Raw genomic sequence first — 14,499 nt, forward strand, 5'->3', positions numbered from 1 at the left:
ACTCTCCAAATGGTATATACCAATATTAGGCAGGCAATATTTCATTGGAATGACAGTTTTATATCAGGTTGGTTTCAGTTTCATTGTATGCAGAAAGATGGCCATAAATAGTAAAAGGAAGGCGAGTGCCTTCCTTTCTATTTACGTATTCAAATCCCTATGTCGAACAGGACTCATTCTGAGAATTTACGATTTTGGTTCTGATTTTGCGTCAAATTTTTGCGACCAAGTCTTCAACACGTCGGCACGATCGGTGCCCATTTTACCAAAGTCCATGTCAGCCATCACTTCTTGAACATTTGGGAAATTACTTGCTGTCGCTTTCACGTCTTTGTGGCCAACGACTGGGTACATCTCGATATACAATTCATTGGCCGCCTTTGAGACAGACCAATCAACCACGCGTTTCGCCGCGTCCGATTCTTTCACAAGACCCACCGCTTCTGATTCCCAACCAATACCAGCAGGCACAATCACATCTAATGGTGCACCTTGTGTTTTCAGCTTCGCACCTCGGCTAGCCATGGAGATACCAATAGCTACTTCGCCCATTCCGGCCTGCACACAAGGTTTAGAGCCTGAATGCGTGTAGTGGGCAATATTATTGTCTAGCTTTTGCATGTAGTTCCACGCTTGGTCGTCGCCCATGTTTTGCAGCCATGCAGACACTTGCATGTAACCCGTTCCCGATGAAGCCGGGTTTGGCATGGCGATATGGCCTTTGTAGACAGGCTTAGTCAAATCTTCCCATGATTGTGGTTTCGGTAGGTTCAGTTGTTTCGCGACGACTTCATTAAAGCAGACTGCATTAAAGAACGCATCATTACCAAACCAAGCTTGGCTTGACTGAGGGTCATTTAAGCTCGCGTTTAAATCTTCCAACCCCTTTGGCGTATAGGGCTGAAGAATGCCCTCTTCTTTAAGTAGCGCCATTGATGAGCCCGCAAGCCCCCATACCACTTCAGCGCGAACATTGTTTTTCTCTGCGAGTAATTTTGCCGTCATGATACCCGTAGAATCTCGAACCCAGTTGATCGTGATATCTGGGTTTTCTTTCTCAAATGCGTTCTTGTATTTAGCAAGGATGTCCGTTTCAAAAGCGGTATACACCGTCACTTCCGTTGCGGCAAAAGCATTGGTTGCTAACAAAGAAACCACTGTCGCTAGTGTCCCTTTCATAAAACGGTTTTTCATGTCCATCTCCAGTTTGGTTTATCAGCACACCGGCCACCTTGATATTCACAATAATGATGAGTGCCTAAATACTTAGTAAGATTAATTTCTTGGTATGTACCAGTTTGTGTATACAAGGTAATTCTCATTTGTGACGATTAAATGAACGAAAAATGGCAATTTGAATACGATTGGCAAAAACAGAAAATGGACCTATTTGCGACGAAATGAACTGTGAAACTTTTATTAAATCTAATTTTCACGCTTTACGTGCACGGATTACGATTGGTAGAGTGGTGAAAACTCACTGGTATAGTCCAATAAAGGCCCTATAATGAAAAACGAATACTTGTTGTTAACACCTGGACCACTTTCTACCTCAGAGACCGTTCGTCAAGCCATGCTGAAAGACTGGTGTACATGGGATGATGATTACAATAAAGACATCGTAGAAGTCATTCGAACCACACTAACCGCGCTCGCCACAAGCAGTGCAGGCTATACCAGCGTACTTATGCAAGGCAGCGGCACCGCATCCGTCGAGGCGACAATAGGCAGTGCATTAGGAAAAAATGCTAAATTACTCGTTGTCGACAACGGCGCTTATGGCGCTCGCATGGCACAGATAGCGGAATATTTATCAATTCCTGTCAGTGTCATTGCACCGGGAGAAGTCCACCAGCCAGGCATTGAAGCCATTCAGCAAGCGCTTGTTGACGACTCTTCGATTACTCACGTCGCGATCGTACACTGCGAAACCACCACGGGCATGCTTAACCCCATTGACGCCGTCGTCAGGTTAGCGAAAGAACATGACAAAATCGTCATTCTAGATGCCATGTCGAGCTTTGGTGGCATTCCAATGGATATTGCGCAGCTGGGTGTCGATTTCATGATCAGTTCGGCAAACAAATGTATCCAAGGCGTCCCAGGGTTTGGTTTTGTTATCGCTAAACAAAGCGAGCTGGAAAAATGCCAAGGGCAAGCGCGTTCTCTTACGTTAGATCTTTATGACCAATGGCAGTGTATGGAGAATAACCACGGTAAATGGCGCTTTACCTCTCCGACTCATACGGTACGTGCGTTCTACCAAGCCCTGCAGGAGTTGCACGACGAAGGGGGTATCGCCGCTCGCCATCAACGTTATCAAACGAACCAGAAAACACTCGTTGAGGGAATGCGCTCATTAGGGTTTAGAACGTTACTTAACGACGACCTTCACTCACCTATCATTACGTCGTTCTACTCACCAGAACACAGCGACTATCAGTTCAAAGAATTCTACAACCGCCTTAAAGCACAAGGTTTTGTGATTTATCCGGGCAAGGTGTCCAATGCAAACTGCTTCCGAATCGGCAACATTGGCGATGTATACCCAGACGATATCAAACGACTGATTACGGCTGTGAAAACCGCCATCTACTGGGAGCAGGTGTAATGAGCATTCTATCTTCTCATTTACGCAGCGAAGGCGACGTGAATAACACGCCAGCGCGCCACGAATGGAATAATCAGATTCAAGATGACGCGACACAAGCCTTGCTCAAGCGTGATGCGGATGTGTTTTTGCATCAATCTATGTCCACGCCTTGCTTAGATTCACTGGAAGCAGCGGAAGGCATTTACCTCCAAGACACGCGTGGTAAACGCTACATGGACTTTCATGGAAATAACGTGCACCAACTTGGTTACGGTCACCCCCACGTGATTAAACGCGTCACAGAACAAATACAAGCTTTGCCCTTTTCTCCACGTCGCTTTACTAATGATACGGCGGTGAGATGCGCGGAAAAACTCACCGAGATTTGTGGAGGCGACCTAGATCGCGTGTTATTTGCACCTGGCGGCACGTCAGTCGTGGGGATGGCGCTCAAACTGGCTCGATATATCACTGGCAGCCATAAAGTTGTGTCGCTGTGGGATTCATTCCATGGTGCGTCACTCGACGCCATATCCGTTGGTGGCGAAGCGTGTTTTCGTGAAGGCATGGGGCCGTTAATGGCCGGGGTTGAACGTATTCCACCCGCGGTGTCATACCGAGGTGCACTGCCCTCTCAAGACGGAAGTGATGTGCATTACGCCGACTACCTCGAGTATGTCATCGAAAAGGAAGGCGGCATTGGTGCCTTTATCGCTGAAGGCGTTCGTAATACCGACGTTCAGGTGCCAAGTAAGGCTTATTGGCAACGTATCCGTGAAATCTGCGACAAACATAATGTCATGCTCATCATCGATGATATCCCGAATGGCATGGGACGAAGTGGAGAATGGTTTACGTATCAGGCCTTCGATATCGAACCGGATATTTTGTGTATCGGCAAAGGGTTGGGTGGCGGACTCGTCCCCATCGCCGCCATGGTGACCAAGGAGCAATACAACACGGCTGCTGATATTTCATTAGGTCACTACACACATGAAAAAAGCCCGATTGGCTGCGCCGCAGCGCTCGCCACTATGGAAGCCATCGAACAAGAGCAATTACTAGAGAAAACACGCGCAGACAGTAAGTTTGTTCAAGCTCGCTTAGCGCAAATGAAAGCAACCTATTCGGTGATCGGTGATGTACGAGGAATAGGCTTGTTGTGGGGCGTTGAGTTAGTCACTAACCATGTGACCAAACAGCGTGCCTATGACGAGGCAGAATCTGTGTTGTATCAATGCCTCAATCAGGGACTGAGCTTTAAAGTCTCGCAAGGTAACGTTATGCAGTTGAGCCCACCGCTCATCATCACTCGTGAAGAATTAACAAAAGCACTCGATATTTTCGAACACGCCATCGCAACCGTATGCAAGGATTTCAATTATGTCTAATCACTCTTTAGCAACACCAAATACCGCCACGCCATCACCGATTCAAGCCATTGTTTTTGACTGGGCGGGCACCATTGTCGATTTCGGTTCGTTTGCGCCAACCAGTATCTTTGTGGAAGCGTTCAGACAAGGCTTTGATTTTGATATTACGCTTGCTGAAGCTCGTGAGCCGATGGGCATTGGCAAATGGGACCACATTAAAGCTGTCGGTCTTTTGCCTGCTGTCGATGCACGCTGGAACAAGCAATTCGGGCGCTCAATGACGAACAACGATATTGACGCAATCTACGCCGCGTTTATGCCACTGCAAAAAGCTAAGGTCGCAGACCATGCCGAGCCAATCCTTAATGCGATTGACATCGTCAACGGACTCAAGGAAAAAGGTATCAAGATCGGCTCTTGTTCTGGTTACCCGAGAGAAGTCATGGATGTGCTTGTCCCCGCAGCCAAAGACTACGGGTATGAACCTGACTATGTGGTGGCGACAGATGATCTCCCTCAAGGTGGTCGCCCAGCACCGTTTATGGCGCTCAAAAACATGATCGAGCTTGAGGTCAGTGCCGTCGGTGCTTGTATCAAGGTCGACGATGCCGCTCCAGGTATCGAAGAGGGGCATAATGCGGGTATGTGGACGGTTGGTTTGTTGCTATCAGGCAATGAAGCGGGCTTGACGTTCGAGGAATATCAAGCCGCGGATAACGCCACATTAGACGCCGCTCGCGACCGCGCTCGCACGAAACTTGGCCAAGCCTCACCACACTACTTAATCGACACCATTGCCGATCTACCTAACGTAGTCGCAGACATTGAAAAGCGTCTTACTGCAGGTGAAAGACCGTAATTAATGATCACGCTGTATCAACATAGTGATTAATAGGGGCAATCCTATAGGCACTTTAGGAATAAAGGTCTATAAAACTATCCGCTCCTGATGATTTAGGATTTTGAGAGTATCGGTAGCCAATACGATCAGTAACCGAATATATTGGCGTCACCTATTTACCAAAAGCTAGCAAGCTTACCCTTGCTAGCTTTTTTGTTTACTTAACGCTTTAATTCCAATATTTATCTCCACGTCACCAACTGTTCTTCAAAAGTTAAATTACATACTAACGAATAAAGTCTGTATTGGAGCATAAAGACATCGTTCGATTTAACTCCCAAATACGCCTCAGCATTAAATTGATTTATAAATACCCGGAGACACAATCCGCCATAACAAAATCAAATACATCACAATCAAAACAACAACCGAATGAATGATAAGTCATATATATAAGTAGTATTTGGTGATTGACTCGATATAACATGAAAAATAATTTCAACATATATTTATAAAACTAATGGGTATCTATACAATACCTTAGCTCGCTATCACCAACAGCACGAGCACATAACATTAATAATAATTCTAAGGATAGATAATGCAACAACGTATCAAGACGCTGGCCTGCCTTGCATTGGCAACCAGTCTATTCGGCTGTGCGTCCACTTCGTCAGATGAACCACAACACACTGCAACAACCAACATTCAGCTGGAGCTGTTTGATAAGCTCAAAGCACAACTAAACACAGCCTCCGCTCAATACAAAGATGAGGAACTGGAGTGGTTTGCGGCCAAAGCTTATGCCTCAATGGGTAAATCGTTAAATACTGCTCAGGAAGCTTATTCAGAATTTGAACATGACCCAAAGCAAATCAATGATTCCGATCTTTTTTCTAGCCAAACGTACGGGCAAGAAATGACAGAATCATTAGATGCTTTTGAAGCGGCGCACCGTAATGCATTAGAAACAAAACAACGTGTATTATCAGTGATGGCCATTTCATTTGAGAACCGACAATATTTGAAAACAGCCAAAGCCGATACACTTTTCCCATCCGAGTTCAAACGCGTCGAGCAGCAACTCAAAAAAACCGTCGATTACGTGGCTAATAACGTAGAAATAGATAATGAAAGGTTAGTTTCTCTAGAAAAAAATCAGCATCAACTCGAAGCTAAATCTGTCACCAAACATTATTTGGGCGAGTCTCTTCAGCAATTCAGCAATCAAAAAAAACAACGTTACTTTATTGATGCACCTTTAGTCATGGCTCGCTCTGAAGCAGCTCTGAATAAAGCCGAAGCCTTTATTCAATCTTCTCCGCGTAATCACGAAGAAATACAAATTCGTTCTGATGCCGTTACATTTGCTCTGCAACGTGCTGACAAAATTGCTCAACAGGTAAGAGACCTGAAAGCATTACCAGAAAAGCAGTACGAACGCTATATTTTGAATCTAGAAGATGTACTACGAAATATTGCCGTTGCCTCAGCCGCTGGAGATTATAGAAACCAAACGCTCATCGATCATGCCAAACAAATAGAACATTCAATGATGAGCAACCAGCAAAGCGATCAAGAGAAGTGGCAAGCGCTCACCGTTGAGCTCAGTCAAGTAAAACAAGACTGGCAGCAAGACATTGAAACGTTTACTGCCCAATCCAACGCCTTATCTGCTGAGAAACAGACACTAGAAAACCAAATCATTGAACTACAAACACAGCGCTCTGCTACGATGAGTAACAATGATGTATTAGAAAAGCCACAAACTGAATCGGTCGTTGTGCCAGGAGATCCCGCTGATATCTCCTCTCAAGATACAGAGATTACTGAGCCTATTGCGCCCAAGACGATGAATAACGAGGCTCAAGCCAATACATAATCACGAACAGTAAAAATACAATAGCCAGAGGCGACGCTCTGGCTATTTAATCTCATTGTACGCACGACAAGCAAACGCCCACGGCCTGAAACCTACAAACGACTCTAAGATTGAGCATGGCGACCTAATCAATCATACCGCTACACAATGTGATGCAATGGCTTGATTCTCATTACGTCGATTCCAAGATTTTTCATGGAAAAAGTAAGCAAGCGTATTAATGGCAGGCTCCAACAAGGCAACAGCTCCTCCCGCTAACATATCTCCAGTTAACGCATAGACGACAAGGAAAGCGACACTGTAGTGCACCGCGGCAAACGACGCCGTTTTGACTCGGGCATTTTTGCTTAGCTGCTGTAAGAACCGGTATTTTCCCCATGCTTTTTCATGGAAGTAAAATGCGACGGTATTTACAGCGGGTTCTAGCATTGCAATCATGCTACTTAGAATGAATTCACCCGTAAAAATATACGCAACGCTAAACGCTATTGTGAAGTGTATCGATGCAAATCGTAGTGTTTTTGTCATGGGTGAATGCCTGTTAGTTGGAATACAACAACTATATCCAAAACAGATAACCATTAAAAATCAATTGATTTTATTAATTCGATAGCCAAAAGCTATTAAAAAATTATCGTTCTTTCCTATGCCCCATCGAGTCCGATGGACTAATAACGACCTCATAATGAAAAACACGCCAAGTAAACTTAGGCGTGTTTTGATTAGGTGTGCTTAATTAACTCATGACACAGTGTACGCTCGAACTAAAATACAGCCCCAACGGTCAGTAAGATGTTCGCAAATCGTCTCTGCTCACCGGTTGCAATCACCAACAATGTATCGTCCGATTTTACTGCAGAGTAGAAATCTGAACGTTCTAAAAAAGACATTGGTGTGTCGGCAGGCAGATAGGATTGATATTGTTCCACAATCGTATTGTCGAAGTCAGACGGCCATGCCATCATTTCTGCACTTTCGATGTTCAACATGTCAACGACACCCGCTAAAACATCAGTACTTGGAAGCATTCCTGGCGCGAAGTTTAAATAGACAACATTCGCCTTTGGTGATGCATTAGTCACAAATGAATAGTTTGAATCTGCGATCAACACTTTAGTTTTGTGGCCGCACTTGGCTAAATGACACAAAAGCTCAGGGTGAATAATTTTTGTTTTAAGCATAGCTACTCCTAAAAGTGGTACTGACGAATCAGTACCACTAACAACGTTACATGCGGTAAACGCCGCCATTTACGTCAATCGTAGCGCCCGAGATAAAGCCATCATACTCAGAAGCCAAGAACGTAATCGTACGAGCAACATCTTCTGAAGTTCCAGCTCGGCCCAGTGGGATGCCTTTGACGGTATCGTCAGCCGATGCCTTCGTTGTATGTTGGTTGTGGAAACGAGTGCCAAGGATCAAACCTGGCGCTACCGCATTCACTCGGATACCAAACTCACCAAGCTCTGCCGCTAAAGAGCGAGTCCATGTCAGCACTGCCCCCTTTGTCATAGAATAAGTTAATGAACCAGAGTGTCCGCCCGAACGACCTGCAAGTGAAGCAAGGTTAACAATACTCGCGCCTTCTTCCGCACTCTTCAGGTGAGGCAATGCTGCTTGAGTCACGTTAAGCATTGTCGTCATGTTGACGTCAATGACCGTTTGCCAATAATCTTGCTCGATTTCGCCTAGCCATTTTCTTGCTATGATTCCACCAACGTTATTGACTAGGATGTCAATTCCACCCAAGAACTCAACAGCTTGGTTAATACACTGTTCCGTTTCCGTGCGATCCGTTAAGTTTGCAAAACCGAATGCGGCACGTTGGCCTAAAGATTCCGCCAGCGCAACCAGTTTTTCTGGTCCTTCCGTGCCACTAAAGTAATGAATGAATACGTCACAACCCGATTCAATAAGTGTTTTTGCTGTGTAATATCCAATACCTTGCTCAGCACCTGTGATAAACACTTTTTTGTTTGTTAATTTTCCCATTTCTTAAATCCTTAGTAATTTTGTAGATCGTTAAGCAGCGACGCTAGCTTTGGGTTGTCTTTGATAAATTTTTCGTACACAGGTTGAACTTGTTCTTTAAATGAGTTGACGTCAGCAGGAACGATTTCGCCACCATTTTTCTCAATTTCGACGGTTGCTTGATCGACGTAGGCATCCCAGTATTTATCATGAACATCCAGAACCTCTGTTGAGATTTCAAGGATCGTCGCACGATCTTCTTCAGACAATCGCCCCCAAACTTCAGTCGATACCGCTAAGATATCTGGGATCATCGTGTGGTGGTCAAGAGCAAAGTACTTAGCAACCTCATAGTGGCGGTTAGCAAAATACGTCGGGATATTATTTTCTGCGCCGTCAACAACACCTTGTTGTAGAGCTGAATACACCTCAGTAGAAGAAATCGGAACAGCACTCGCTCCCAAGCTACTCATCGTATCGATATCAATTGGAGAGTTTTGAACTCGAACCTTTAAGCTTTTCAAGTCACTCGCTTTTTCAATCTTATGGTTAGAATAAAAGCCACGTGAACCACTCGATAAATACGCGAGTCCGATAAAGCCATCTTTCTCTGATGACTCAAGAATACCTTGACCTACTGGCCCACGAAGTACTCGCTTCGAGTCATCTTCATCTTTGTATAAATAAGGCAATGAAAGTACTGAGTACTGTTCAGAGAAAGAAGCGGTAAGCCCTCCGCCTACTTTCGTAAAGGCTAGCGTGCCATTTTGAAGCATTTGTAGCGTTGACTCTTCACGGCCTAAAGTTGCATTAGGGTAAACTCTTACGCGCAATTTCGTTCTATCAGTGACTTCTTCAGCAAACCAGCTCAACGACTGATGTACCGGATGGTCTAGAGGCATAGCGTGTGCCAGTTTCATGTTACGCGCCGAAGCGTTAAACGCTAAAGTTGAAGAAATTAAAGTAACGGCTACTGCTAAAATTGTCTTTTTCATAATTAATATCCCAGTTTATCCATTATAACCAGCTAGTCTCGGTAACCACATCGAGAGACTAGGGAAAGCAACGACGACCGTAAGTCCTAAAAGAATCAGCGCATATAGCGGGATTAACTTAGGGACAACTTCGCCCAATTTACTACCTGAAACACTACAACCAACAAATAACGCGGTTCCTACTGGTGGTGTACATATTCCGATAGAGAAATTAAATACCATCATTACGCCAAAGTGGATTGGGTCCATTCCAATAAATGTCGCGATTGGAAGCATAATTGGTGTAAAGATTAATATTGCAGGAGACATATCCATGAATGTTCCAACAATTAAAAATATAATGTTAATTAAAATAAGTATCGCAATCGGGTTATCCGAAAAATTAAGTACAAAGTTTGCAATAAACGTTGGTATATCAGAGTAAGCCATCGCCCAAGACATTGCACTTGAGGTCGCTATCATGAACAAAACAATAGCAGTGATGATGACGCTGTTAACAACAATATTCGATAAATCTTTTACTTTAATTTCACGATAAGCAAAGCCAAGAACAAGACTATAAACTACCGCAATTGCAGAGGCTTCTGTCGCGGTAAAAATACCACCAACAATGCCACCCATGATAATAACAAGCATTAATAAGCTAGGTACAGCGTCAAAAATCGTTTTCAGTACGGGTTGTTCTAGTTTAATAGTTTCCGCTGGAACACCAAAGCGCTTGCCAAAGAAGTACACACCAAGCATGACACACAAACCCATGATAATGCCAGGGATGTAACCTGCTAGAAACAAATACTGAACTGAACTTGTGCTAACCAAAGCGTATAAAATAAGAACATTAGAAGGCGGTATCAGTAGTCCCGACGGACATGATGCTATATTAACCGCACTTGAAAACGCCTTAGGGTATTTCTTTTCATCTTGCATTGGTCCCATCAAGCCACCCACTGCAGCAGCAGAAGCTGTCGCCGAACCGGACAAAGAACCAAACATCATATTTGCAATAACGTTTACATGACAAAGAGAACCTGGAAGTTTTCCACCTATCAACATTGCGAAATTAATCAGTCGCTTAGCAATGCCTCCAGAGTTCATCAAATTACCGGCAAAAATAAAGAACGGTAGCGCAAGCAAGCCAAAGTTATCTAATCCGCCAAGCAATTGCTGACTTGTTAATATTGCCGCTTTATCAATAGAAAAATGAAGAAAAATAGTTAATAGTGACGACAAACCAATAGAGAACGCAATAGGAACGCCTAACACTAAGAATACAAACAAGGTTCCGAATAAGACCACAACAGGTAACATGTCGTAAACTAGATCTGGCATGTTCATCAAATAATTTTCTGTAAATAACATATCCATTAAAGTCATGACTTATTTACCTCCTTGAGTTAATAACCTTTGAATTGTTTGCAATATATCGGCAACAGCACACATAACAATAATAACTCCAGAGATAGGGGCTGCCATATAGACATATCCCATAGGCAAGTTACTGCCAAATAAGTATAAACTTGGCGATACTTGATTAAATCCTAATGTTGTATTGACGACGCTACTACCACCGTAAACCAATACAATTGAAGAAAACAAAATTACAATCAAACTTACTGTTATTGCTAATATTTCTTGTTGTTTCGGTGATATCTTGGTGACAAGAAGTTCTATTGCTAAGTGCCTTTTTAGAGCGTAAACATAAGCCCCTCCAAGCACACCAACCCAAATCATTAAGTAACGAGATAACTCATCGGTAAACGTTGATGGTGAGTTGATAACGAATCGAGTAAATACTTGCCACACCACGGCAAAAACCATCACCCACATAATCAGAACTAGCAGCTTTTCTAATATCTTAGTAATTAATGCAACACCCTTGAAATAAACATCCATATGGCTACCTTTGGAGCTACGTGTTATATAAAATGTTACCCGAAACATGTTACTGGTAACTCTTGATGTAATGAGTCTATCTAAAAGGATAAATAATACAAATATCACTGTGTGAAAATGTGTTCTGGATCATAGGTCAACCCATCACATCTGTGACTAATATCTCATTAAAGCTGTTTATCGTTTTAGTTTTACCTTTTATAAAAACTCACTAACATTTAACCAAATGCCATACAATTCTTTTAAAAACAGCAATTTACACAAACAATGTTATTAGTAGTATTTGCAAGGGCATTATTTGGTGACACACATCACATTTTAATGGTGATATTCCAAATTGATTTTAAATTTTTAAAACGCAATCACAGAAATTAGTATAAATAACGGTTTAATGAACAAAAAAGCAATGTTACAGTAACAATTAATTATCCAATAATAATGAGTACATTAAGATGGTTATAAATAAGAAAAATACTCGACCTTCTTTGAAAGACATAGCAGACCTTGTTGGTGTAACAAAGATGACTGTCAGCCGGTTTTTACGTAACCCAGAGTTAGTTTCAGAACAAACTCGAAACAAAATCGCGAATGCTATCGAAGAAATTGGTTATATTCATAATCGTGCACCTTCAATGCTGTCAAAGGCTTCGAGTAAAGCGATTGGAGTATTACTGCCTTCATTATCGAACCAAGTTTTTGCAAACTTTACCCAAGGAATAGAGTCGGTAACAAACAAGCATGGCTATGAAGTGCTGATATCTCATTTTGGTTATAGCGATGAAATAGAAGAGCGTAAAATTGCAATGATGCTGTCTTACCACGTTGATGGCATCATTTTAACCGGTACCACCCATACCAAACGAACGCTACAAATGTTGAAAACCGCCAACATACCCGTCGTCGAATCAATGGAACTGACTGACAACCCTATCGACATGGTCGTTGGTATCGATCATGAGCACGCGTCTTATACTGCAGTTAAAGCTATGCTTTCGAGCGGTAAACGTAATGTTGCTTATTTCGGTGCTCGTTTGGACCGAAGAACCAAGTTGAGAATGGAAGGGTATGACAGAGCCATATTAGAATTTGGCTTAAAAAAACACCACTTTCTAACCCATAAACACTCCAGTTTTACACTGGGGCGAGACCTTCTTGAGCGGGCGCTAGCAGACTGCCCAGATTTAGATGGTGTTTTTTGCACCAATGATGATATCGCAATCGGTACCATTCTCGCTTGTTTAGAAAAAGGGATTTCAGTGCCTGAGAAGACCAGTGTCATTGGATACAATGCCTTAGATATTGGACAAGCGATTTCACCAAAATTAACCAGTATTTACACACCTCGCTATGAAATGGGCGAAAAGAGTGCTGATATCCTTTTAGACAGTATCGAAGGTAAAAGAAGCCAACAGAACGTCTATGACCTTGGATTCACCCTCACTAAAGGTGAAAGCTTCATCAGCTAGCGCTGTTTCTGTGCACAATCCGCCCAACACTAGATAGTTTTAGTATGGGCCTTCATATCAATTCTCATCCCCTATTTTACTCAGACGAATAGAAACTCAGCGTTCGCTTTTTTATTCGTCTGCAGTCACTTTTTCGTTACTTTGTCCAACCAGTAATGTGATTAAGCGCTCTAAAATGAACAGGCCTGGTGTTCGACTGTTCACTTTAACTGCAGTTACGGGTAACATGTTACCAATAACATAACTACTATGACTTTTGCAGTCCATCACAATGGTCACTGCAATCACTTAAGGAAGTCTTATGGCAGGAAAAAGTATTATTGTAATGGGCGTTTCTGCGTCAGGAAAAAGCACTGTCGGTGTAAAGCTTGCTCAGGCTTTAGGGGCAAAATTTATTGATGGTGACGATCTTCACCCTAAAAATAATATTGTAAAAATGGCCTCTGGTGCTCCGCTGAATGACGAAGATCGCGCACCTTGGTTGGAACGAATAAATGATGCGGCATACAGCCTAGAAAGTAAAAATGAAATCGGCGTGATTGTTTGCTCGGCATTAAAGAAGACGTATCGTGATCGTATTAGAGAGGGTAATCAACACGTTAATTTCTTATTTCTCGATGGTACTAAAGATATCGTGATAGAGAGAATCCGGCAGAGAAACGGGCATTTTTTTAAAGAAGAAATGATTAATAGCCAATTTGAAGCGTTAGAAAGACCAAGTGGTGAAGTAGACGTCATTATTGTCGATATTGATAATACGGTAGACGCTATCGTGAGCCAAGCTATCAGTCAGCTCGATAGCCTTAGACTAGTGGCAACCCATTAACCGACAAACTAGGCATGGGTACTTGCGGATTAACCTACCTTTAAGCTGGGGCCCATCACCACTTTTATTATCACACCAAGCAATATCAGGCCTTTAATACACGATACATTTGGTATTCTGTACTAAAGGCCTGATAGAATTCGTATCTAAACATTCAATCTATCAATAAACATCGTTTACTATGCGATTGCTTTATTGACACTTTTTGACCTGCGTTGCAGTACAATAACCCTTAGATGGTCGTAAATGAGATTAAACGTAAAAGCGTAGAACGTTATGAAGATCGTGACACCCAGATCCATAATAAATGCCTGCCATAAGCTGACGCCGAGAATAGCGGCCATGACCGGAACCGTGAACAACAACAAACCCGCTTCAAAAACAATAACGTGTACAACCCGCAAGGACAATGAACGTTGTGTCTTTTCTCCAGGTACAACACGATCAAAGCCCAGATTAAACAAATAATTCCAGAACATTGCTATCGTCGCGATAACTATCATTGTTCCTGATAGTGCGGCGACGTTATGATCAGTAAATAATGACAATCCAATAATGGACAGTGTCACGGCTAATGCTTCAAACAAAACTGAATGAAATATGCGTTCTGGTGTTCTCATCTCTCTACTCCGATACCCTACTTAAATAACTGAAAGCGC

At 42.8% G+C, this 14,499-nt stretch carries 15 protein-coding genes; 6 read left to right on the forward strand and 9 right to left on the reverse strand.

Annotated features, from left to right (window positions below; genetic code table 11):
- Positions 1-186: 186 nt before the first annotated feature.
- Entirely contained in the window at positions 187-1,194 is a 1,008-nt protein-coding gene (locus AB4405_RS14780; protein WP_372061541.1) for a putative 2-aminoethylphosphonate ABC transporter substrate-binding protein, read from the reverse strand.
- Between the two features lie 313 nt (positions 1,195-1,507).
- Between AB4405_RS14780 and phnW the strand changes: the two genes are divergently transcribed.
- From phnW to AB4405_RS14800, 4 genes are all read left to right on the forward strand, one after another.
- On the forward strand, positions 1,508-2,611 hold the full coding sequence (phnW, locus tag AB4405_RS14785; protein ID WP_372061543.1) for a 2-aminoethylphosphonate--pyruvate transaminase: 1,104 nt from the start codon (positions 1,508-1,510) through the stop codon (positions 2,609-2,611).
- On the forward strand, positions 2,611-3,984 hold the full coding sequence (locus AB4405_RS14790) for an aspartate aminotransferase family protein (protein WP_372061544.1): 1,374 nt from the start codon (positions 2,611-2,613) through the stop codon (positions 3,982-3,984). The genes phnW and AB4405_RS14790 overlap by 1 nt, the downstream gene beginning before the upstream one ends.
- Positions 3,977-4,825: a phosphonoacetaldehyde hydrolase gene (gene phnX / locus AB4405_RS14795; RefSeq protein ID WP_372061545.1), complete on the forward strand. Its 849-nt coding sequence runs from the start codon at positions 3,977-3,979 to the stop codon at positions 4,823-4,825. Before AB4405_RS14790 ends, phnX begins: the two co-directional genes overlap by 8 nt.
- A gap of 583 nt (positions 4,826-5,408) precedes the next feature.
- Positions 5,409-6,689 carry a hypothetical protein gene (locus tag AB4405_RS14800; protein WP_372061546.1) on the forward strand — a complete coding sequence of 427 codons (1,281 nt, stop codon included), beginning with the start codon at positions 5,409-5,411 and terminating at the stop codon, positions 6,687-6,689.
- 132 nt (positions 6,690-6,821) lie between these two features.
- Here the strand turns inward: AB4405_RS14800 and AB4405_RS14805 are convergent, their stop codons facing one another.
- From AB4405_RS14805 to AB4405_RS14830, 6 genes are all read right to left on the reverse strand, one after another.
- On the reverse strand, positions 6,822-7,217 hold the full coding sequence (locus AB4405_RS14805) for a DUF2061 domain-containing protein (protein ID WP_372061547.1): 396 nt from the start codon (positions 7,215-7,217) through the stop codon (positions 6,822-6,824).
- A 236-nt stretch (positions 7,218-7,453) separates the two neighbouring features.
- On the reverse strand, positions 7,454-7,870 hold the full coding sequence (locus AB4405_RS14810; RefSeq protein WP_102468015.1) for an RbsD/FucU domain-containing protein: 417 nt from the start codon (positions 7,868-7,870) through the stop codon (positions 7,454-7,456).
- 46 nt (positions 7,871-7,916) lie between these two features.
- Positions 7,917-8,681 (reverse strand): SDR family NAD(P)-dependent oxidoreductase, encoded by a 765-nt coding sequence (locus tag AB4405_RS14815; protein WP_102468016.1) that lies wholly within the window; start codon positions 8,679-8,681, stop codon positions 7,917-7,919.
- An 11-nt stretch (positions 8,682-8,692) separates the two neighbouring features.
- Positions 8,693-9,655 (reverse strand): TRAP transporter substrate-binding protein, encoded by a 963-nt coding sequence (locus AB4405_RS14820; RefSeq protein ID WP_372061548.1) that lies wholly within the window; start codon positions 9,653-9,655, stop codon positions 8,693-8,695.
- 15 nt (positions 9,656-9,670) lie between these two features.
- On the reverse strand, positions 9,671-10,984 hold the full coding sequence (locus AB4405_RS14825) for a TRAP transporter large permease (RefSeq protein ID WP_372061585.1): 1,314 nt from the start codon (positions 10,982-10,984) through the stop codon (positions 9,671-9,673).
- 48 nt (positions 10,985-11,032) lie between these two features.
- Entirely contained in the window at positions 11,033-11,548 is a 516-nt protein-coding gene (locus AB4405_RS14830; protein ID WP_241903081.1) for a TRAP transporter small permease, read from the reverse strand.
- Positions 11,549-12,000: 452 nt separating this feature from the next.
- Here AB4405_RS14830 and AB4405_RS14835 point away from each other — a divergent pair, with 452 nt between their 5' ends.
- Positions 12,001-13,014 carry a substrate-binding domain-containing protein gene (locus tag AB4405_RS14835; RefSeq protein ID WP_372061549.1) on the forward strand — a complete coding sequence of 338 codons (1,014 nt, stop codon included), beginning with the start codon at positions 12,001-12,003 and terminating at the stop codon, positions 13,012-13,014.
- Positions 13,015-13,125: 111 nt separating this feature from the next.
- Here AB4405_RS14835 and AB4405_RS14840 read toward each other — a convergent pair whose 3' ends face one another.
- A complete protein-coding gene (locus tag AB4405_RS14840; RefSeq protein WP_372061550.1) occupies positions 13,126-13,281 on the reverse strand; it encodes a hypothetical protein in 156 nt (51 codons plus the stop codon).
- 34 nt (positions 13,282-13,315) lie between these two features.
- Between AB4405_RS14840 and AB4405_RS14845 the strand changes: the two genes are divergently transcribed.
- The gene (locus AB4405_RS14845) at positions 13,316-13,840 is read left to right on the forward strand and encodes a gluconokinase (RefSeq protein WP_372061552.1); all 525 of its coding nucleotides are present in this window, start codon (positions 13,316-13,318) and stop codon (positions 13,838-13,840) included.
- Positions 13,841-14,019: 179 nt separating this feature from the next.
- On the opposite strand, the gene AB4405_RS14850 is transcribed toward AB4405_RS14845, so the two are convergent.
- Positions 14,020-14,460, reverse strand: a complete 441-nt coding sequence (locus tag AB4405_RS14850; protein ID WP_372061553.1) for a PACE efflux transporter — start codon at positions 14,458-14,460, stop codon at positions 14,020-14,022.
- Positions 14,461-14,499: the final 39 nt, after the last annotated feature.

This window comes from Vibrio sp. 10N.261.51.F12 (assembly GCF_041471725.1).
Lineage (GTDB): Bacteria > Pseudomonadota > Gammaproteobacteria > Enterobacterales > Vibrionaceae > Vibrio.

Excerpts from the sequence above, each read along its gene's own strand:
- AB4405_RS14825 (WP_372061585.1), bottom strand. The coding sequence starts at position 10,984 with ATGCCAGATCTAGTTTACGACATGTTACCTGTTGTGGTCTTATTCGGA.
- AB4405_RS14840 (WP_372061550.1), bottom strand. The coding sequence starts at position 13,281 with ATGGACTGCAAAAGTCATAGTAGTTATGTTATTGGTAACATGTTACCC.
- AB4405_RS14800 (WP_372061546.1), top strand. The coding sequence starts at position 5,409 with ATGCAACAACGTATCAAGACGCTGGCCTGCCTTGCATTGGCAACCAGT.
- phnX (WP_372061545.1), top strand. The coding sequence starts at position 3,977 with ATGTCTAATCACTCTTTAGCAACACCAAATACCGCCACGCCATCACCG.
- AB4405_RS14780 (WP_372061541.1), bottom strand. The coding sequence starts at position 1,194 with ATGAAAAACCGTTTTATGAAAGGGACACTAGCGACAGTGGTTTCTTTG.
- AB4405_RS14790 (WP_372061544.1), top strand. The coding sequence starts at position 2,611 with ATGAGCATTCTATCTTCTCATTTACGCAGCGAAGGCGACGTGAATAAC.
- AB4405_RS14845 (WP_372061552.1), top strand. The coding sequence starts at position 13,316 with ATGGCAGGAAAAAGTATTATTGTAATGGGCGTTTCTGCGTCAGGAAAA.
- phnW (WP_372061543.1), top strand. The coding sequence starts at position 1,508 with ATGAAAAACGAATACTTGTTGTTAACACCTGGACCACTTTCTACCTCA.
- AB4405_RS14815 (WP_102468016.1), bottom strand. The coding sequence starts at position 8,681 with ATGGGAAAATTAACAAACAAAAAAGTGTTTATCACAGGTGCTGAGCAA.
- AB4405_RS14810 (WP_102468015.1), bottom strand. The coding sequence starts at position 7,870 with ATGCTTAAAACAAAAATTATTCACCCTGAGCTTTTGTGTCATTTAGCC.
- AB4405_RS14850 (WP_372061553.1), bottom strand. The coding sequence starts at position 14,460 with ATGAGAACACCAGAACGCATATTTCATTCAGTTTTGTTTGAAGCATTA.
- AB4405_RS14805 (WP_372061547.1), bottom strand. The coding sequence starts at position 7,217 with ATGACAAAAACACTACGATTTGCATCGATACACTTCACAATAGCGTTT.
- AB4405_RS14820 (WP_372061548.1), bottom strand. The coding sequence starts at position 9,655 with ATGAAAAAGACAATTTTAGCAGTAGCCGTTACTTTAATTTCTTCAACT.
- AB4405_RS14835 (WP_372061549.1), top strand. The coding sequence starts at position 12,001 with ATGGTTATAAATAAGAAAAATACTCGACCTTCTTTGAAAGACATAGCA.
- AB4405_RS14830 (WP_241903081.1), bottom strand. The coding sequence starts at position 11,548 with ATGGATGTTTATTTCAAGGGTGTTGCATTAATTACTAAGATATTAGAA.